This is a genomic window from Solidesulfovibrio carbinoliphilus subsp. oakridgensis (assembly GCF_000177215.2).
Taxonomy (GTDB): Bacteria; Desulfobacterota; Desulfovibrionia; order Desulfovibrionales; family Desulfovibrionaceae; genus Solidesulfovibrio; species Solidesulfovibrio carbinoliphilus.
Genome location: NZ_CM001368.1, coordinates 3023913 through 3042016 on the forward strand (window position 1 = coordinate 3023913; position 18104 = coordinate 3042016).

At 66.0% G+C, this 18104-nt stretch carries 13 protein-coding genes; 6 read left to right on the plus strand and 7 right to left on the minus strand.

The annotated features are described in order from the left end of the window. Window positions 1-92 precede the first annotated feature (92 nt). Window positions 93-347 (minus strand): hypothetical protein, encoded by a 255-nt coding sequence (locus DFW101_RS13210; RefSeq protein WP_009182025.1) that lies wholly within the window; start codon window positions 345-347, stop codon window positions 93-95. A 108-nt stretch (window positions 348-455) separates the two neighbouring features. After that, a complete protein-coding gene (locus DFW101_RS13215; protein ID WP_009182026.1) occupies window positions 456-2924 on the minus strand; it encodes a glycogen/starch/alpha-glucan phosphorylase in 2469 nt (822 codons plus the stop codon). A gap of 145 nt (window positions 2925-3069) precedes the next feature. Between DFW101_RS13215 and DFW101_RS13220 the strand changes: the two genes are divergently transcribed. Both DFW101_RS13220 and DFW101_RS13225 read left to right on the plus strand, forming a co-directional pair. Beyond that, window positions 3070-3267, plus strand: coding sequence for a hypothetical protein (locus DFW101_RS13220; protein WP_009106714.1), 198 nt, complete (start codon window positions 3070-3072; stop codon window positions 3265-3267). A gap of 95 nt (window positions 3268-3362) precedes the next feature. Further along, entirely contained in the window at window positions 3363-4559 is a 1197-nt protein-coding gene (locus DFW101_RS13225) for a DNA polymerase IV (protein ID WP_009182027.1), read from the plus strand. A gap of 253 nt (window positions 4560-4812) precedes the next feature. On the opposite strand, the gene DFW101_RS13230 is transcribed toward DFW101_RS13225, so the two are convergent. Continuing rightward, window positions 4813-5724 (minus strand): LysM peptidoglycan-binding domain-containing protein, encoded by a 912-nt coding sequence (locus DFW101_RS13230; protein ID WP_009182028.1) that lies wholly within the window; start codon window positions 5722-5724, stop codon window positions 4813-4815. Window positions 5725-5801: 77 nt separating this feature from the next. Beyond that, window positions 5802-6839 carry an OmpA family protein gene (locus DFW101_RS13235; protein WP_009110737.1) on the minus strand — a complete coding sequence of 346 codons (1038 nt, stop codon included), beginning with the start codon at window positions 6837-6839 and terminating at the stop codon, window positions 5802-5804. Between the two features lie 348 nt (window positions 6840-7187). Here DFW101_RS13235 and DFW101_RS13240 point away from each other — a divergent pair, with 348 nt between their 5' ends. From DFW101_RS13240 to DFW101_RS13250, 3 genes are all read left to right on the plus strand, one after another. Continuing rightward, complete coding sequence (locus DFW101_RS13240) at window positions 7188-10094, plus strand: insulinase family protein (RefSeq protein ID WP_009182029.1); 2907 nt, start codon at window positions 7188-7190, stop codon at window positions 10092-10094. 300 nt (window positions 10095-10394) lie between these two features. After that, the gene (locus DFW101_RS13245) at window positions 10395-11783 is read left to right on the plus strand and encodes a PAS domain-containing sensor histidine kinase (protein WP_009182030.1); all 1389 of its coding nucleotides are present in this window, start codon (window positions 10395-10397) and stop codon (window positions 11781-11783) included. 145 nt (window positions 11784-11928) lie between these two features. Next, window positions 11929-12945 carry an acyltransferase gene (locus DFW101_RS13250; protein WP_009182031.1) on the plus strand — a complete coding sequence of 339 codons (1017 nt, stop codon included), beginning with the start codon at window positions 11929-11931 and terminating at the stop codon, window positions 12943-12945. A gap of 224 nt (window positions 12946-13169) precedes the next feature. On the opposite strand, the gene DFW101_RS13255 is transcribed toward DFW101_RS13250, so the two are convergent. After that, on the minus strand, window positions 13170-14342 hold the full coding sequence (locus DFW101_RS13255; protein ID WP_009182032.1) for a geranylgeranyl reductase family protein: 1173 nt from the start codon (window positions 14340-14342) through the stop codon (window positions 13170-13172). A 138-nt stretch (window positions 14343-14480) separates the two neighbouring features. On the opposite strand from DFW101_RS13255, the gene DFW101_RS13260 reads away from it, so the two are divergent. Continuing rightward, window positions 14481-15143 (plus strand): HAD family hydrolase, encoded by a 663-nt coding sequence (locus DFW101_RS13260; protein WP_009182033.1) that lies wholly within the window; start codon window positions 14481-14483, stop codon window positions 15141-15143. Window positions 15144-15842: 699 nt separating this feature from the next. Here DFW101_RS13260 and DFW101_RS13265 read toward each other — a convergent pair. Further along, complete coding sequence (locus DFW101_RS13265) at window positions 15843-16532, minus strand: class I SAM-dependent methyltransferase (RefSeq protein WP_232286024.1); 690 nt, start codon at window positions 16530-16532, stop codon at window positions 15843-15845. Continuing rightward, window positions 16516-18024, minus strand: coding sequence for a 4-alpha-glucanotransferase (gene malQ / locus DFW101_RS13270; RefSeq protein WP_009182036.1), 1509 nt, complete (start codon window positions 18022-18024; stop codon window positions 16516-16518). Before malQ ends, DFW101_RS13265 begins: the two co-directional genes overlap by 17 nt. Window positions 18025-18104: the final 80 nt, after the last annotated feature.

An 18104-nucleotide genomic window follows, 5' to 3' on the forward strand; every position in this document is an offset into this window, starting at 1 on the left:
GGGACCCGAGAGGGGCCGGCGTTCCTGTGGAAGGCGGGACAACGGAGGCAACCGGCCCAGGCCTGTCGGGAAACGACGGCAACGCTCTCCGGTCAGCCGTGCCGGGAGGCGGGCTCGGTCCGGCCGATGGCGGCCAGGGCCGCCTCCCATTCCTCTGGCGGGCAGAGGTCCTTTTCGATGATCTCGAAAAATTCGCCCGGGTGGAGCACCAACTCGGGCTGCTCCGGGTGCTTACGCTTGAGCCAGGTCGGGGCCTCCCGGGCCTCGTCCACGTTGCCGGCCGTGAAATGCGCGATGGGCGTGCGGCTGTCCGCCCCGCACTTGTACAGAAGATACGACTTGGTCATGGCGTCCTCCCCTCGGCCCCAGCCGGGAGCGGCCTCTCCCCTGCCGGCCCTCACGCGGCATCCTGCCGGGGGGCCGGGCAAGAGAATGCCGCATTGCCCCGCTCCCGCTTATTTGGGCGGCACGGGCTTTATGCCCCAGATGTCGCGCGCGTATTCCCGGACCGTGCGGTCCGAGGAGAAATACCCCATGCGGGCGGTGTTGCAGATGGCTTTTTGGGCCCAGACCTCGGGCCGGGAATATTCCATGCCCACGCGCTGGTGGGTTTCGAGGTAGGGCATGAAGTCGGCCAGGTGCAGGTAGCGTTCGTTGCGGGAGAGAAGCTTCTCGAAGATCCAGTGGAAGGCGGACGGGTCTTCGGGGGTGAACCGGCCGGCCGAGAGGGCGTCGAGGACCCGGCGGATTTCCGGATGTTTGCCGTAGTATTCCCAGGGGTCGTAGAGGCCGGCCGCGAGCTGGCGTTCCACTTCCTGGGCCGTCAGGCCGAAGAGGTAGAAGTTCTCCTCGCCGACGGCCTCGCGGATTTCGATGTTCGCCCCATCCAGGGTGCCGATGGTGAGAGCCCCGTTTAACGAGAACTTCATGTTGCCCGTGCCCGAGGCCTCGGTGCCGGCGGTGGAGATCTGTTCGCTGATGTCCGCGGCCGGGATGAGCTTTTCGGCCAGGGAGACGCGGTAGTCGGCGGCGAAGACCACTTTCAGGTATTCGGCGGCCTGCTTGTCGGCGTTGATGACCTTGGCCACGCAGCAGATGAGGTGGATGATTTCCTTGGCCTCGAAGTAGCCGGGCGCGGCCTTGCCGGCGAAGATGTAGACGCGCGGCTCGGGCGGTTCGTAGCCGTCCTCGACCAGGCGCAGGTAGTCGTGGATGATGTGCATGACGTTTAAAAGCTGGCGCTTGTATTCGTGGATGCGCTTGGCCTGGATGTCGAAGGCGGCATGGGGCGGCAGGACCACGCCCGAGGTCTTGGCCACGAAGGCGGCCAGCCGTTCCTTGTTGGCCCGTTTCACGGCCATGAATTTTTCCTGAAAGGCCGCGTCCCCGGCCAGGGGCTCGAGCTTCTTGAGCTGGTCGAGGTCCATGATCCAGCCGTCGCCGATGGCCTCGGTGATGAGGGCTGACAGGCCCCGGTTGGCCTTGTACAGCCAGCGGCGGGGGGTGATGCCGTTGGTCTTGTTGTTGAACTTGCCGGGCCAAAGCGCGGCGTAGTCCGGGAAGAGGACCTTTTTGACCAGTTCCGAGTGGAGCTTCGAGACGCCGTTGACCGAGTGGGAGCCGACCACGGCCAGGTTGGCCATGCGGACCTGCTTGCCGCCCGACTCCTCGATCAGGGACATGCGGCGCAGGGTGGCGTCGTCCGGGTTGGAGACGATGCGGATTTCGTCCAGGAACCGGCGGTTGATCTCGTAGATGATCTGCAAATGGCGCGGCAGGACCTTTTGCATGAGATCCACCGGCCACATTTCCAGCGACTCGGGCATGAGCGTGTGGTTGGTGAAAGACAGCGTCCGGTTGGTGAGGTTCCAGGCCCGGTCCCAGGGCACCCGGCGCTCGTCCACCAGCAGGCGCATGAGTTCGGCCACGGCCAGGGCCGGGTGGGTGTCGTTCAACTGGATGGCCGTGAATTCCGGCAGTTCCTCGATGTTGCGGTTCTGCTTGAGAAAACGCCGGGTGATGTCCCGGATGGCGCAAAAAACCAGGAAATATTCCTGGATCAGGCGCAGTTCCTTGCCGAACGAGATGGATTCGCTCGGGTAGAGGATCTTCGAGATCAGTTCCGAATAGACCTTCTGGCGGATAGCCTTGATGTAGTCGCCCTGGTCGAAAATCTCCATGTTGAAATTGTCCGTGGACTGGGCCGCGAACAGGCGCAGGTAATTGACGGTCTTGTCCCCGAACCCGACGATGGGGATGTCGTAGGGCACGCCCATCAGGTCCTGCCAGTCGACCCACAGCGGCAGGTACTTGCCGTCCGGGCCCTGATGGTCCTCCACCCGGCCGTAGATGGGGATGATGACGGCCTGGTCGCGCCGCTCCAGTTGCAAGGGCATGCCTTCGGCCATCCAGTAGTCCGGCCGCTCGACCTGGCGGTCGTTTTCGATGCTCTGCTTGAAAAGCCCGAATTCGTAGTGGATGCCGTAGCCGCAGCCGGGCATGTCGAGGGTGGCCAGGGAATCCAGGAAGCAGGCGGCCAGCCGGCCGAGGCCGCCGTTGCCAAGCGACGGGTCGCGCTCGAACTCGCGGATCTCCTCCAGGTCGAAGCCCCAGTCCTTGACCAGGGACCGGCAGACATCGTCGATCTTCATGTTGAAGAGATTGTTCCCCAGGCACCGGCCGAGCAGGTATTCGATGGACAGGTAATACATGCGCTTGGCCCGGGCTTCCCGGTAGCGCATGCGCGTTTCGAGCATCCGGTCCACCAGCCGGTCGCGCAGGGTCATCGAAAGGGCCATGGCCACGTCGCGGTGGCCGGCCTCGGAGCAGGGCTTGCCGAGCGAATGGGTGATGTGGTCGCGGATGGAACACGACAGGGAATCGCCTTCAAGGGTTTCGATATTGCATTTCGCGACTGGCGCCATGGGGACCTCCGGGAACTCGGGAACAAGGGCTATCGTTACCCTAGCAAAAGCAAACCGCCGTTGTCCAACACGGAAGGCCTAAAGTAGGGCGTCTCCATGGCCGATAGGTGACGAATACAGCGGATTTTTGTCCTAGGAGGGCACTATGGATGCGATAGGCGGAAGCGGCGCCGGCCAGGCGGCCGGAGCCCTGCAACAGCAGACGCTCGGCGCCCAGGTGGTGACCGGGACCATCGACAAAATGAACACGGACGCGAACGGCAAGGTCAACCCCGACCACGATTTCCAGACCAAAGTCCTCGCCGGGATGGGTATCGGCAAGAATCTCAATACCCAGGCCTGATCGCCCATCGATACGGATTGCGCCAGGGGGCGCGGCCCGGAATTTCCCGGGCCGCGCCCCTTGCCTTTCCCGGCAAGCCGTCGCATCCCTCTCCCATGGCCCTGATCCTTCACCTCGACATGGACGCCTTTTTCGCCTCGGTCGAGCAGCTCGACGACCCCTCGCTCCGCGGCAAGCCGGTCATCATCGGCCAGGACCTGCGCGGCGTGGTCTCGGCCGCCTCCTACGAGGCCCGGGTTTACGGCGTGCGCTCGGCCATGCCCGTGGCCGAGGCCCGGCGGCGCTGTCCCCACGGCGTCTTCCTGTCCGGCAACCGCCGGCGCTACAGCGAAGTCTCCCGCATCGTCATGGCCACGCTCGAAAACGTCTCCCCCCTGGTCGAGCCGGCCTCCATCGACGAGGCCTACGTGGACGTGACCGGCACCGAGACGCTTTTCGGCCCGCCCGAAGCCCTCGGCCGGCGGGTCAAGCAGATGGTCCGCGAGGCCACCGGCCTTCCCTGTTCCGTCGGCATCGCCCCCGTCAAATTCATCGCCAAGATCGCCTCGGACTACGATAAGCCCGACGGCCTGACCGTGGTCTCCGAGGCCGACGTGCCCGTCTTCCTGGCCGATCTGCCGGTCGGCAAGATCCCGGGCGTGGGCAGGCGGGCCGAAGCCTCCCTCTCGCGACTTGGCATCCGCCGCGTCGGCGACATCCTGGCCTATCCGCCGGAATTCCTGGAGCGCCACTGCGGCAAATGGGGCCTCGACCTCTACGCCAAGGCCCATGGCCGGGGCAGCACCACCGTGGCCGTGGCCCGCGAAGCCAAGTCCGTCAGCGCCGAGAACACCTTCGACACCGACACCGCCGACCGCGAACGCCTGGCTTCCTGGCTTCTCCACCAGTCCGAGCGCATCGGCCGCGAGTTGCGCCAGGACGGCCTCGCCGGCCGGACCATCACCCTCAAACTCAAGTTCAACGACTTCCGCCAGATCACCCGCAGCCGCACCCTGCCCGAGCCGATCGACAGCGACGGGGCCATCTTCGCCGCCGCAACGGCCCTCCTTGACGCCGAGCCCCTGCCGCGCCCCGTGCGCCTCATCGGCGTCGGCGTCTCCAACTTCGGCCGCGAACCCCGGCAGCTCGGCCTCTTCGAAAACCCCGACCGGCAGCGCGAAGTCCAGGCCCGCAAGATCGACACGGCCCTCGACGCCATTCGCGGCAAGTTCGGCCGCGCCGCCATCGTGCGCGGCCGGTTGTTCGATTTCGAGCGGAAGCGGAAGGAGCGAAAAGGCGGCGGTGACGGGTGAGGGGGAGAAGCGAAGAGGCCTCCGGCGGCCGGGGGGCCATCCCCCCGGACCCCCTGAAGAGGGCAAGGTGGTGTTTCCAGTGGCGCCTGGGCCGAAAGGGGCAGCGGCAATGCGAAAAGCCCGGAAGCGTGTGCTTCCGGGCTTTGATATGTTACTGAGACAGGCGGCGTCCCGCAGCTTTGCCCCCTTTGAACCCATCGGGGGGGGGCCGGGGGAATGATTCCCCCCGGCCGCCGGAGGCCTCTTTTTCTTCCTACCGCCAGGCCTTGTCCTTGCCGGAGTAGCTGAAGATCTCGCGGATGGCCTCGTCCTTGGCCGTGAACGGGCCGGCCAGGGCGGCCTGCCTGGTCGGGCCGGTGCAGGTGTAGACGCGTTGGATGTAGGTGATATGGCCGACGTAGGGCGTGTGGTCGTACTGGACCCGCTTGACCTCGGCGCCGAGCGATTCCCGGATGATCACCCGGTAGGTGGCTTCCCACTGGCCGCCGACCTGCTTGATCTTCTTGCTGGTGGCCGTGCCCACGCCGAGGCGGTCGAGTTCGTCCACCCACTTGACGGCATACCGCAGGAATTCGTCGCGGATGGCCTGGGGCACGTCGGTGCTGTTGCCGATGACGCCGGTCTTGCCGAACGACGAACGCATCTTGTCGTCGATCTCGACGGCCGGGGCCGGGGCGGGGGCCGGTTCGGCCTTGCCTTTCTTGCCCTTCTTGCCGGGAGCGGGCGTGCTGTCCTCGACGCCCGGATCCACGGCCTCGCCCTTCTTGCCCTTTTTGCCCTTGGGCTCGGGCTTTTCAGCGGCGGCCAGGGTCTTGGGTTCGGGCGCGGCCTTGGCTTCCGGCGCGGCCACGGCCTGGGGGGCCGGTTTGACGGCCGCCGGCGCGGCGGTCTTGCCCGGGATCTTGAGCGTCTGTCCGGCCTTGAGCTTGCGGGCATCGGCCATACCGTTGGCTTCCAGGATTTCCTTGGAGCCGACGGAAAATTTCTTGGCGATGGCAGCCAAGGTGTCGCCCTTCTGGACTTTGTATTCCAGGGGCTTGGGAGTTTCCACCGCGAGTTTGGGAGCCGGTCCGTCGGCGGGGTAGACATTGAGTCCCGCCCACAGGGGGCTCGGCGCGGCGAAAGCCAGGAAAGCGAGAACAACGAGGGGTTTGGCGCTTGGCATCAGTTCACTCCGTGCAAAAAAGACAAGGCCAGACGCCCCAGATGGGGCGCCTGGCCAGGAAACGGGCTACTTCCCGCTTACATGCTCTTGAACTTGATCACGCACCGGCGGTTCAGGGCGCGGCCCTGAGCGGTCTTGTTGGTGGCGACCGGATCGGACTCGCCGAAGCTGATGGTCTCGATGCGGCTGGCGTCAATGCCCTTCTTCACGAAGAAGGCCTTGACGGAGTCGGCGCGGCGCTGACCGAGCTTCATGTTGTACTGGTCGGAGCCGACGGAGTCGGTGTGACCTTCGAGGACGACCTTCATGCCGGTCTTCGACTTGATGATGGCGGTGCCTTCTTCAAGGACGGGCACGAATTCGGGCTTGATGTTGTACTTGTCGAAGTCGAAGTAGATGCTGCGGAAGACGACGATTTCGTCTTCGATCCACTCGTAGAGGGCGCACTCGAGGAACTTCTCGCGGGCGGCCTCGTTGCGGAGCAGCTCTTCGCCGAGCTCGTAGCAGTTGCACTTGCCCATGGCGGCGATGGCCTTGAGGACCTGCTGGCCATGCTTGTTGTCGGACAGGTCGACGATGAAGAAGCACAGGTTGTCGCCGTACTTGGCCTTCAGGGACTGGGCCACGGCCACGGGGTCGACGCCGCAGTTGGAGTCGCCGTCAGAGAAGATGAACACGCCGGTCTTTCCGGAAAGGGTGGAAAGGGGCAGCTTGTCCAGGTCTTCCAGGCCCTTGCCCATCGGGGTCATGCGGCCGTAGACGCTGTAGTCCGTCTGGATCTTTTCGATGGCGGCAGCCATGGTGGCCTGGCTGTACGGAGCCATCGCGGCGTACTCTTTGTACGGGGCGAAGGTGTACAGGCCGGCCTTGTAGCCGAGCTCGGGGGTCATCTTGTTGAGTTCACGGGCCAGGGACTTGGCCATCATGATCTTGGACACGCCGCCGAACTGCACATAGCGCTGTCCCTTGTAGGAGAACGCCATGGAGCTGGAATGGTCGATAAAATAGATGAAGTTATCGACCTTCGGCACCTGCTTTTTCGCCATGGCCGGGCCGCTGAAGCCCAGCAGCAGGGCGACCAAAGCCACCAACAAAATCTGCAGTTTCTTGTTCATAACTCCCTCCTCGGAGTAGTGAAATGGAATTCACCCTTGCCAAAAACCACCCTCTTTCGACTTGAACGGGGACCCGCGCCCGTGAAGGCGACGGAGCCCCACTTGCCAAAAACCGCTTGAATCGTTGGAAAAAAACGGCATTCGACAAGCTTCCCTCTGTTCTCCGGTTTAAGATATAGTGTCTTTTGCCAGCAAGCGCAAGTGGATGCGCCCCGCTTCCCCAGCCAATCCGACCGGGACCCGTGGTCGGACACGCAAGCCCTATAGCATATTTCGCCTAAATGTGTAGAGAAAATTTCACCGGGCCAAAAAGCGCCCCGGCGCAACGACAAAAACGCAGGAGAAACGATGTCCCGCAGCCATGGCTTCACCGTCCTTGCCGACGAGACCCTGACCGAATACGCCGCCCGGGCCGTCCGCTACCGCCACGACCGGACCGGCGCCGAAGTCCTGTCCCTCTCCCTCGACGACGCCAACAAGGTCTTCGGCGTGGCCTTTCGCACGCCGCCGGCCAATTCCACCGGCGTGCCCCATATCCTTGAGCATTCGGTCCTGTGCGGCTCGCGCAAATACCCGGTCAAGGAACCCTTCGTGGAACTCCTCAAGGGCTCGCTCCAGACCTTTTTAAACGCCTTCACCTACCCGGACAAGACCTGCTACCCCGTGGCCTCGACCAACCTCCCGGACTTCTACAACCTGGTCGACGTCTACCTCGACGCCGTGTTTTTTCCCCGCATCCCGCGCCACGTCTTTCTCCAGGAGGGCTGGCACTTCGAATGGACCGAGGCCGGGGAGCTTTCCCGAAGCGGCGTGGTCTTCAACGAAATGAAGGGCGTCTATTCCTCGCCCGATTCCGTGCTCGGCGAATTCTCCCAGCGCCTGCTCTTTCCGGACACCACCTACGGCGTGGATTCCGGCGGCGATCCCAAGGTCATCCCGACGCTGACCTACGAGGAATTCAAGGCCTTCCACGAGACCTACTACCATCCCTCCAACGCCCGGGCCTTTTTCTCGGGCGACGACGACCCCGAGGAGCGGCTGCGCCTCCTGGACGACTATTTCAGCCGGTTCGACGCCCGGCCCGTGGACTCCCACGTCGCCCTCCAGGAGCCGTTCGCCGCGCCGCGCCGCACCGAGATGCCCTACGCCGCCGCGCCGGGCCAGGCTGACCGGGCCTTTGTCACGGTCAACTGGCTGCTCCCCGACACGGCCGACCAGGACCGGGTGCTCGTCCTCGACGTCCTGGAGCACGTGCTGATCGGCCTGCCGACCTCGCCCCTGCGAAAGGCCCTGGTGGACAGCGGGTTGGGCGAGGATCTGGCCGGCGGCGGGCTCGAAACCGAACTGCGCCAGATGTTTTTCTCGGTGGGCTTGAAGGGCATCAAACCCGGCACAAGCCAGGAGGTGGAAAATCTCGTGCGCGGCACCCTGACCTGGCTGGCCGACGGCGGTCTGCCGGCCGACGCCGTGGAGGCCGGGGTCAATGCCCTGGAATTCGCGTTGCGGGAGAACAACACCGGCTCTTTCCCGCGCGGGCTGTCCCTGATGCTGCGCGCCCTGACCACCTGGCTCCACGACGGCGATCCCCTGGCCCCGCTGCGGTTCTCCGGGCCGCTTTCGCGCCTCAAGGACCGGCTGGCCGCCGGCGAACCGGTCCTGGAACAGGCCATCCGCGAATATTTCCTGGACAATCCCCACCAGGTCACCCTGACCCTGGCCCCGGACACCGAACTCGACGCCAAACGGCTGGCCGCGGAAAAGGAAGAGCTGGCCGCCGTGGCCGCCGGCCTCGACGAGGCCGGCCGGCAGAAAATCACCGCCATCCAGGAAGAACTGCGCCGGCTCCAGGAAACGCCGGATTCCCCGGAAGACCTGGCCAAGATCCCGGGTCTGGCCCTGGCCGACCTGCCGGTCGTCGAAACGCCCATCCCCCAGGAGGCGCGGGCAGGGCAGGCGGCCACCGTGCTGCTCCATCCCCTGGAAACCGCCGGCATCGGCTATCTTGACCTGGTGTTTCCCCTGGACGGGGTGCCGGACCGGCTGGTGGGGCTGGTGCCGCTTTTCGGCCGGGCCCTGCTCGAACTCGGCACCGACCGCCGGGACGCCGTCGCGCTGACACGGCGTATCGCGGCCAAGACCGGCGGCATCTCCCGCGAGGCCATGACCGCCTCCCTGGTGGGGGCGGGCCCGGACGCCGTGGCCGCCAAGCTGGTTTTTCGCGGCAAGGCCACCGGGGACAAGGTGCCGGACCTGCTCGATATCCTTGAGGAGATCCTGACGGCCACGGATTTCGGCAACCGCGAGCGGTTCACCCAGATGGCCATGGAGGCCCGGTCGCGCCTGGAGCGGCGGCTGGCTCCGGCCGGCCACGCTACGGCCGGTTCGCGGCTTCGCGCCCGCTACACCCTGGCTGGCAACCTGTCAGAGCGCATGCGCGGCATCTCCCAGCTTTTGTACCTGCGCGAACTCGAAGAGCGGATCACGGCCGACTACGACGCCGTGCGCCGCGACCTCGAGACCCTGCGCGAGGTGGTCCTGACCCGGGCCGGGCTGGTGGCCGGCCTCACGGCCTCGGCCGGCGACATGCCCCGTTTCGAGGCCGCCGTGTCGGGATTTCTCGACCGGCTGCCGGCCGCAGCCCCGGCTCCGGCCGTATGGGAACGGCTGGTCGTGCCCGGGGCCGAGGGCATCGCCATCCCGGCCCAGGTCCATTACGTCGGCGTGGGCCTCGATCTGGCCGCCACGGGTTGGACCTTTGACGGCGCGGACCTGGTCGCGGCCCGCTACCTGCGCATGGCCTACCTGTGGGACCGGGTCCGGGTGCGGGGCGGGGCCTACGGCGCCTTTTGCTCCCTCGACCGCCTCACGGGCCAGGCCGTTTTCGTCTCCTACCGCGACCCCAACACCGAGGCCACCATCGACATCTTCCGGGGGGCCGGCCGCTATCTCATGGAGGAGCCCCTCTCGGACGCGGAAATGACCCGGGCCGTCATCGGGGCCATCGGCGACATCGACAGCCACATGCTGCCGGACGCCAAGGGCCATGTGGCCCTGGTCCGCCGCTTGATCGGCGACACGCCCGAGGTCCGGGCCGCCATGCGGGCCCAAGTGCTGGCCGCCGGCACGAGACGCTTCCGGGAATTCGGCGAAGCCCTGGACGCGGCCGCGAAAAACGCCGGCATCGTGGTCCTTGGCCCCACCCCGTCCCTGGACGCGCTGCGCGTGCCGGGCCTTGTCCGGTTGGATGTGCTGTAAGGGAATGCGCCGGCTCCTGCCGCGACCGCGCCGCCGGGGTGGCACCCCGGCGGCGCGGTCCGGCATGGGCCTGGCCCGTGCGGTGCCGGCAAGATCGTCTGCATCCATATCCAGGAGGCGCAGGGAAAGGCGCAGGGGAAAAGCGGGAATGATTTCCCCCATTGCCCTTTGCGGCGCCGGGTACTACCCTGTGCGCCGCACAAACGGTGAGTTCTCCTGCAGGGAGGCAATTCTGTCGGGACATGCTTCCCGACCGAACGGGCATGGGTTGGTCCAACGCCCTCTTTCTCGATGAGTACTATGAAACTCGAAGAAAAGATCATCGACTACCTGGTGTTCGAAACAGGCAGGGGGCATCGCCTCCAGACCTGCATCGTCTCGTTTCTTCTCATCGTCGGCATCGCGTTGCTGGATAATTTCACAGCAACGAACTTCAGCCTTTTTACGCTGTATTTGATTCCGATCTTGTATGTGGTTTCCAGGAACGAAGTTTTCCTGGGCTATGTGCTGACGTTCTCATGTTCGGCCATTTCCGAGTTTCTGGATCTGGTGCCCGGCGAGCCGGCGGAGCCAATGGTGATCGCCTGGAATATTTTCAGGCGGACGGCCATGCTCGCCATCATCGTCTTTTTCGTGGACATGACGATCAAGTTCATGCGCCGCTATCATACGATCGTGGAAGACCAGGACCAGTTCGTCTGCCGCTACAGGCCGGACGGGACGTTGTCGTTTTGCAACAACACCTATGTGGAAACGCATGGCATAGACCGCCATGCCATGTCAGGGTACACTGTTTACGGGAATCTTCCGGAAGAGGGCAGGGAACAAGTCCGGCAGGCCTTGCGGGAAATTTCCGTCGACCGGCCGTCCTTCACCGTGGAGCATAAAATCGTCCTGGCCGATGGAACCCTACAATGGCAACACTGGAACCATCGGGCAATTTTCAATAAGAGAAATGTTCTCACGGAAGTGCAGGCCGTTGGCCGGGATGTCACCGAACGCAAGAAGTATCAGGAACTCAAGGAACAGTTCGACAAGATCATGCTCCATGACATCAAGGGGCCTTTGACCGGGATCATCGGCCTGTCGGAGTCGCTGCTCAAGGATCCGGATTCGACGGAAAGGCAAAGGGATTGTCTCGATTCCATCAAGGACGCCGGATACCGAATCCTGTATATGGTCGGCTCGACGTTGGATCTGTATAAAATGGAGAACGGATTTTATTCCCTGGACAAAGAGGAGGTCGATCTGTTCCAGCTGGTCCAGGCCTCCGTGCAGAACTACCGGCCCCATGCCGAAGCGAAGAATATGGCCATAGACGTCTGCCTGGGGAACAAAAAGGTCTGCCATCCGTTGGAGTACAAAATTTCCGGAGACAAGCATCTGGCCTTTTCGCTGCTGGAGAATCTGCTCAAAAACGCCATCGAGGCCACACCGTGCGACGAGAACATCCGTATCCTGTTTTCCAGCACTTCCAAGCAATTGTGCATCTGCAACAAGGGTGAAGTGCCCTGCGAGATCCGGGACAAATTCTTCGACAAGTTCGTTACCTCGAAGAAATTGAACGGAACCGGCCTTGGCACCTATTCGGCGGCGCTCATCGCCCGGATGCACGGCTGGGGGATACGGCTCGACGCGTCCGTGCCGGGGCAGACGACCATCTGCGTCGCCTTCGAGGAAACGGCCTGAGGGGAGCCGGGGACGGCCTCCGCAGCGAGGATTCCGCTTGCCGGGCCGCCGGCAGGCGGCAGAAGAGTCAGGAGGTCCGGGCGGCGAGGCCTCGCGGCGGCGGGGGACGGTGGGGCCAGGTGGCGACGGTGGCGGCGGGGTGCCCATGCGCAAGCGGAATGTTGCCTTCGACGTGTTGAAAGTCGTCTCTGCGTGCGGCGTCATCCTGATCCACGTGACCGCCTCGCTCTATGCCTGCGCCGCGCCGGGCAAAACGCTGCTGGCCGCCTATGTTCTCAACGGATTCGGCCGCAGCGCGGTCCCGGTCTTCCTGATGGTCGCCGGGGCACTCCTCTTCGAAGCCCAGGCCGTCCACGTCCGGGCCTTTTACCGGCGGGGATTGGCCAGGTTTTTCCTGCCCACCGTGCTCTGGACGCTTCTCTACAAGGCCGTCATCTTTCTGGAGCACGGCCATGACGTCTACGATTTCCTGTATCTCTTCAAGGGGAAGAACCCGGCCTACCACCTCTGGTACATGTGGATGTTTCTCGGGCTGATCGTGGCCTTCCCCTTTCTGCACGCCATGGTCCACGGCCTGTCCCGGGAACGGCTGCGGCTTTTTCTCGTCGTCTGCGGCATCTACGCCTTTCTCGTCAATCCGTTCGCCGGCCTGTGCAACAGGAATATCGTGGAGATCTACAGCACGATTTTCGGGGTCTACGTCTTTTATTTCGTGTTCGGCCACTACCTGCACACGCATGTACGGACGACGGCCGCCCTGGCCTGGGGCCTGGGCGGCCTGTTCGTGGTCGCCTTTGTCGGCAACGGCTATGCCATGCAGGTCGCGGCGGCCAGGGGCCTTCCCTTCGGCTATGCCCCGGAAACGCCGGAGAGCCTGCCGGTCCTGGTCCAGTCCTTTGCCCTCTACTACGCGGCCCGGCATTTCCTGCGGCACCGGCCGGCCCCGGCCGCTCTGGCCGGGCTCTCCGGCGCCACCTACGGCATCTACCTGGTCCACGTCCTCGTCATCCACCTGCTGCGGGTCGAGCGGCTGTGCGCCGTCACGGACGGGCTCGGGCTGGCCCTCGCCATCCTGGGGACTTCCCTGCTGGTCTTCGGGCTGTCCTACGCCCTTGTCCGGGGCCTGCGGCTCGTCCCGGGCCTTCGGGTGCTTGCGCCCTGAGGCCGGACCGCCCGGTGTCGCGCCCTCGAAATCCAGGCAGGCATATTTTTAATGCAACAGCGGCTTTTGCGAAAATCGTTGCCACCGACGGCCCGAAACCAACGTGCGTCATAACAGGCTGTATTTTTAGGGGGTTTCCAAAGGGTGAAACTCTTCGGTCGCCGAAGGCTTCAAAACCGACTCTTTTTGCAAAACCCCCTGACGTGTCTTTTAAGGGCGCGGCATTAGGCCGGCCCTTTGGCCCGGCGCAGGAGCAGGCGGTAGGACCGGATGCCGTGGACCATCTCGCCAAGGAGCCTGCCCCCGCCGCGCACGAAACACAAAAGCGGCAGAAAGCCCCAGGACTGGCTGGCGTAAAGGACGCGCCGCAATTTCCGGGACCAGACCAGTTCCGGCAGGATGTCGCGCCGAAGCCCCTGGCCGTAGAGGACCGTCGGGTCCGCGCCCCGGGTGAGTGCCCCGGCCACGGCCTCGCCGGCCAGCTCGCCGCTGCGCAGGGCGTAGTAGATGCCCTCGCCGAAAAGCGTTTCCACCAGCCCGGCCGCGTCCCCGGCCAGAAGCGTCCGGCCGTGCCACGGCCGGGTGAGGTAGTTGCCGTAGGGCAGGCCATGGCCCCTGGCCGTGTCGGCCAGCTCGGGCGGCAGGCCGAGGAAGGCCAGGAACTCCCGGAACTTTTTGCGAAACTCCTTGCCGTGCCGCACGCTGTGGCCGCCGATGCCGATGGCCAGCACGTCCCGGTGGGGAAAGACCCAGCCGTAGCCGGCCCGCAGGAACCCGGCATAGACGGTCGGCGAGTCGGCGAGGAGGTCCTCGTGGACGGCTCCCGACAGGCGGGCGTCGCTGCGGGGCAGGTAGAACTCCATGCCGCCGCCCATGCCCTCGCGCCAGGAAGCGCTCGAAAACGGACAGGCCCGGCGCACCACGCTGGCCACCCCGTCCGCGCCGATGACGTGGCGGCCCGTGAACTTCCGGCCGTCGGCCAGCCGCACCAGCCCCGTGGCCGGGTCCACGGCCGAAACCGGGCAGCCGGCCCGGACGTCGGCCCCGGCCTTGACCGCCTGGTCGAGGAGATGCTTGTCAAAGACCCGGCGCTTGGTGAAGTGGAAGGGGTAGAACAGCTCCCCGGCCGCGAGGGTCCGGCCGCGAAACCGGATGCGGTAGCCGGGCGAGGCGGCGTTGAAGACGCCGCTGGCGAGCAGGCCCTCGGCCGAGTCGCCGTAGACCCGCTCCAGCACGTCCACGGACTTCCAGGTGAGCAGTCCGGCGCACAGCTTGTCCCGGGGGAAGGGGGCCTTGTCGAGCAGAAGGACGTTGGCCCCTTTCCGGGCCAGGACGCAGGCCGCCGTGGAACCGGCCGGGCCCGCGCCGACAATGACGGCATCGTGGGTGGTGGTCATGGGTATGTGTGGTGGCTCAAAGGTTTCGGCCGCGCCCCCGGCCTCCCGGGCCGGGTTGCCAAGAGACGCCGCCCCGTCTAAAACGCGCAAACCATAACCGCACCGCGCGCGCGCGGCAATCCGCCGGCAGGTCCCCCCGTGACACCATCCCGACTCCCCCCTGAGGCCGTGGTCTTCGACTTCGACGGCACCCTGGCCGAACTGGTCCTCGATTTCACGGCCATGAAAAACGTCGTGGCCGCCTCGGCCGCCGCCTATTTGAGAACCGTGCCCCCGCCGGACGGCCTGCCGGCCCTCGAATACGCCGAACGGCTCGCCGGCCGCATCCGCAGCACCTCACCGGCCGACGCCGGCCGTTTTCTGGCCGCAGCAGCCGAGGGCATCCGAAACATGGAGACCGAGGCCGCCAAAAGCGCCCGGCTTTTTCCGGAAACACGGGCCGCCCTGGCCAGTCTCACCCGGCGGGGCATCGGCGTCGGCATCATCACCCGCAACTGCCGGGCCGCCGTGGATGTCGTCTTTCCCGATGCCCGGCAGTTCGCCGGCGTCATCCTGGCCCGCGACGAGGCCCGCCACGTCAAGCCCGATCCGCGCCACCTCCTCGACGCCCTGCGCGTCCTTGGCGCCACGCCCGAACGGTCGCTCATGGCCGGCGACCACCCCATGGACCTGGCCACGGGCAAGGCCGCCGGCAGCCTCACCGCCGGCGTGGCCAGCGGCCGGGTGACGCTCGAGGAACTGGCCCGGCACGGGCCGGACTACCTGGCCGCCGACGTGGCCGCGCTGGTGGCGATGCTATAAGAGAAGAGAAAGATGCCTCCGGCGGCCAGGGCTTTGCCCTGGACCCACCGGGGGGGATCATCCCCCCCGGACCCCCCGAAAGGGAGAAGGGTGGCGGGGCGAAGGGAGGGGGGATGCGCTATTTGGTCGTAGGGGCGCTGTTGGTTGTGGCGCTTTTCGGGTGCGCGGGCAAGGGCGGGAAGCCGGCCGAGCCGAAGACGTCGGGCTTTGCCTCGGCCGACGCCAAAAACGTCCACGACTTTCTGGTCAAGTATCCGGGGGTGGTCATGTCCGGCGACGTCAAGGCCATCCGCCGGCTCTACACCGACGACGCCCGGATCGTGCCGTTTCTCGGCAACGCGGTGCGGCCGGTCAAGGCCGGGGAAATGGGCAGGCGGCTGCCGGAGATGGTGGCCGCCGAGCGCGCCGCCAACCTGCGCATCGCCTTTCACGAGCCCATCCATATCGAGGCCAAGGGCGACCGGGCCTCGGCCCAGGTGGTGGCCGATCTCACCTGGCAGGAGCAGGGCAAGACCCGGCAGGCCGTCATGAATTGCTATTTCGGCCTGTCCCGGGACGAGAACTACCTGTGGAAGATCCGCGAGGCCCACGGCGAGCCGGTCAGGCCGGGATTCGCCCTGCCGGCCCAGAAGGCCCCGCTCAAGCCCCTGCCTCCCCGGGATCGGACGCTCAAGGGGTCGAAGAAAACGGTGCGCAAGGTCACGGGCGAGCCGCAGCCCCAGGCCGGGCCGGCCGCGCCGCCAGCACCAGCAGCGCCGCCCGTCCCGCCAGACACGGGTGCGCCGCCAGAACCGGCAGCCCCAGCCGGCGGGCAAACCCCACAACCCCTTTTCTAGCCATGAAATCCCGGTAGTTGCGGTAGTGGGCCGCCCCGGCCAGCCGCTCGGCCAGGGCCACCAGCCCGCCCATGGGCCAGGGGCCGGCCGGGACGGCGTAGTCGAGGACCAGCACGTGCCCGCCCGGCCGGGTGGCCCGGACCATCGCCCGGCCCATGGCCAGCCGGTCCGGCTCCCCGTTCTCGTGCAAGGCCAGGGTGATGGCGGTGGCGTCAAAGGCCCCGTCGGCCACGGCCAGGGTCCGGACATCCATGCGGGCAAAGGGCGGGGCGGCCGGGCCCGCCGCCCGGCGGGCCATGGCCAGCATGGCCGGCGACAGGTCGACGCCCCAGGCATCGAGGCCGGCCCGGCGAAGGAGCAGGGTCTGCCGGCCCGTGCCGCAGCAGAGGTCGAGGACCCGGCGCGCCCCGAGCCGGACGAGGACGTCCCGGACCAGCCGGCGCAGGGGGGCGAGGAAAAGGGCCGTGGCCGGGTCGTAGAGCCCGGCCAGGGACCGGTAGGGATCGGGCGTCACGTCCGTGGATATCGGGGAAACGTCAGTGGTTGCGGCCAAAGATCTCGGTCATGGCCCGCAGCCGGTCGGCCAGCCCGTGGTCGAACTGGTCCGGGACGGCCCGCCAGCTCCAGTTGCCCTTGGCCACGGACGGCATGTTCATGCGCGCCCCCTCGCCAAGGCACAGGAGATCCTGCATGGGCGTGACGGCCGTGGCCGCCCGGCTGGCCATGACCAGCCGGATGAGCTCCCAGGGCGTCTCCTCGGGCGTCACCTCCCGGCCGAGATAGGCATAGAGCGCCTTTTTGCCGTCCTCGCCGGCCTCGTCGGCCCGGGCCCAGCCGAGGGTGGTGTTGTTGTCGTGGGTGCCGGTGTAGGCCACCTGGTTGCGGTCGTAGTTGTGGGGCGCGTCGCGGTTTTCGGCGATCTCGGCCCCGAAGGCGAACTGGAGGATCTTCATGCCGGGAAAGCCGAAGGTGGCCATCAACTCCCGGACCTCGGCCGTGATCACGCCCAGGTTCTCGGCGATGATCGGCAGGGACGGGAACCGGCGCTGCATGGCCTTGAACAGGGCCAGTCCCGGAGCCTCGACCCACCGGCCGCGCACGGCCGTCTCCTCGTGGGCCTCGATCTCCCAGTAGGCCTCGAAGCCCCGGAAGTGGTCGAGCCGGATGATGTCGTAGAGTTCCATGTTGTGGCCCATGCGCCGCAGCCACCAGTCGAAGCCGGTCTTCTCGTGGACCGGCCAGTCATAGACCGGGTTGCCCCAGCGCTGGCCGGTCTCGCTGAAATAGTCGGGCGGCACGCCGGCCACGAGCAGCGGGCGCTTGTCCGGGCCGAGCTTGAAGAGCTTGGGGTTGGCCCAGACGTCGGCGCTGTCCTCGGTGACGTAGATGGGCATGTCGCCGATGACCTGGATGTCGTTTTCCCGCAGGTGCCGGCGCAGCCCCCGCCACTGGGACACGGCCAGATGCTGGACGAAGCGGATGTACTCGATTTCGTCGGTCTCGTGCTGGCGGACGTAATCCAGGGCATCGGCCCGGCGGTCGCGCAGTTCGGCCGGCCAGTCGGCCCAGCCCGCGCCGCCGCGCCGGCGCTTGATGGCCTTGAAAAGGGCGTAGTCGTCCAGCCAGGAGACCTCGTCATGGCAAAACGACTGGAACCGGGGGTCCCCGGCCAGCCGTTCCCGGCCCCGTTCGAAGGCCAGGCGCAACAGCTTGTCCTTGTAGATCTCCGCGCCCTCGTAGTCGGCCACGGCCGGGTTTTCCTGGACGTAGCCGGACTCGATGTCGGCCGCGTCGAGCCAGCCGTCCGTCACCATCTGCTCGGGGCTTATGAGAAGCGGATTGACGGCAAAGGCCGAATCGCTGCTGTAAGGCGAGTTGCCGATATAGGTCGAGGTCGGGGTCAGCGGCAGGATCTGCCAGTAGGACTGGGCCGCCTGGGTCAGGAATTGGGCGAATTGCCTGGCCCCGGGGCCAAAGTCGCCGATGCCGAACCGGGAGGGAAGCGAGGTGACGTGCAAAAGCACGCCGCTGGCTCTGCGTTGCATGGAAGACTCCTTTGGCGGACGATAAAGGAGGAATGTGGGGGAGGGAACCCCTTTTTTGCAAAAAAGGGGTTCCCTCCCCC

Coding starts and splice junctions, on each gene's coding strand:
- DFW101_RS13240 (WP_009182029.1), top strand. CDS start 7,188: ATGTCCCGCAGCCATGGCTTCACCGTCCTTGCCGACGAGACCCTGACC.
- DFW101_RS13250 (WP_009182031.1), top strand. CDS start 11,929: ATGCGCAAGCGGAATGTTGCCTTCGACGTGTTGAAAGTCGTCTCTGCG.
- DFW101_RS13210 (WP_009182025.1), bottom strand. CDS start 347: ATGACCAAGTCGTATCTTCTGTACAAGTGCGGGGCGGACAGCCGCACG.
- malQ (WP_009182036.1), bottom strand. CDS start 18,024: ATGCAACGCAGAGCCAGCGGCGTGCTTTTGCACGTCACCTCGCTTCCC.
- DFW101_RS13235 (WP_009110737.1), bottom strand. CDS start 6,839: ATGAACAAGAAACTGCAGATTTTGTTGGTGGCTTTGGTCGCCCTGCTG.
- DFW101_RS13215 (WP_009182026.1), bottom strand. CDS start 2,924: ATGGCGCCAGTCGCGAAATGCAATATCGAAACCCTTGAAGGCGATTCC.
- DFW101_RS13220 (WP_009106714.1), top strand. CDS start 3,070: ATGGATGCGATAGGCGGAAGCGGCGCCGGCCAGGCGGCCGGAGCCCTG.
- DFW101_RS13230 (WP_009182028.1), bottom strand. CDS start 5,724: ATGCCAAGCGCCAAACCCCTCGTTGTTCTCGCTTTCCTGGCTTTCGCC.
- DFW101_RS13255 (WP_009182032.1), bottom strand. CDS start 14,342: ATGACCACCACCCACGATGCCGTCATTGTCGGCGCGGGCCCGGCCGGT.
- DFW101_RS13225 (WP_009182027.1), top strand. CDS start 3,363: ATGGCCCTGATCCTTCACCTCGACATGGACGCCTTTTTCGCCTCGGTC.
- DFW101_RS13245 (WP_009182030.1), top strand. CDS start 10,395: ATGAAACTCGAAGAAAAGATCATCGACTACCTGGTGTTCGAAACAGGC.